Annotated in this window: 1 protein-coding gene; it reads left to right on the top strand. The window is 56.4% G+C overall.

Translation table 11 applies throughout. The annotated features are described in order from the left end of the window. Window positions 1–360: 360 nt before the first annotated feature. A complete protein-coding gene (locus IVB32_RS17795) occupies window positions 361–768 on the top strand; it encodes a hypothetical protein (protein WP_085349974.1) in 408 nt (135 codons plus the stop codon). The last annotated feature ends 192 nt before the right edge of the window (window positions 769–960 follow it).

Here is a 960-nt window from a genome sequence, read left to right as displayed (position 1 = left end):
GGCCCCACACTTACTGCGACCCGCCACAGGACCAGTCAGTGACACTGACTTGCGTATTCAGTTGGTCGCAGTGTGAAGTTGCTGACGCCGGGTCCGAACTTCAGGCCTAAGCAAACTGAGGCATTATGCCTCTTGGGCGAAACACCCATTTCTAGGGCGCGTCCGTTCTCGTAGAATGTGGTTGCCCTTGAAGCGGGATGTGCCGAAGTCACCGTTCGGGACGAACGAGCAGTACTAGCGCTGTCGGCAGGTACGCTAGCCTAAGAGACCGCCCCCTTTTCGGTTTCACACCACGATTTCACATTCCACACGCGCGCAGCTTTTGCGGCGGCTTGTTGCAGTAACCCAGGGAGAAAAGCGATGAGCAAGATCGATCGAAGGTCTGCATTGACATTCGGGTTGGCAGCGGCTTCGGCGGCCATGATAAAGCCCGCCGCCGCTCAAACGACGGGCTACAAGGACACAACTCCGTGGCCAGGTGTGGTGGTGCGTGAGTATGATGGCGAGACACCATCGCTGATCCCGGGTTTTAAGACCGTCTCAATGCGCGACATCATCATGCAGCCGGGATCGAAGACCATGGGGCCCCCGATGATGAATGCCATGGTCTGCCATATCACCGAAGGAGAGCTTCGGCTTGAGCAGGACGAAAAGACCTTTACCGGCAAGAAGAATTTTGTCTGGACCTGCAACAAGGACACAAAGGAGCAGGCGTTCAATGATGGGAACGTGGTCGCGATTATGCGGATCACGGACCTAAAGGCTTAAGGTGCGTTTCTTCGCAAAAAAAAACGATTGTAGTTGCGAATGGCGCACGCGACGGCGCACCGATCGGGTCGGTTTGCCCTCTGACGTGACTTCCTGGTTGCGCCGAACTCTAGATATGTCGCTGCGCCAACCGACGCGAGACAAACGTCTAAGGGCTAGTTGGCGGACGATATGAAATCGACGAGCGCCGCG

The sequence above is a fragment of the Bradyrhizobium sp. 23 genome, from assembly GCF_023073295.1.
In the GTDB taxonomy this organism is placed as follows: domain Bacteria; phylum Pseudomonadota; class Alphaproteobacteria; order Rhizobiales; family Xanthobacteraceae; genus Bradyrhizobium; species Bradyrhizobium canariense_D.
Note: the sequence above shows the minus strand (reverse complement) of the source record. Positions and strands in the feature narration are given on the sequence as shown.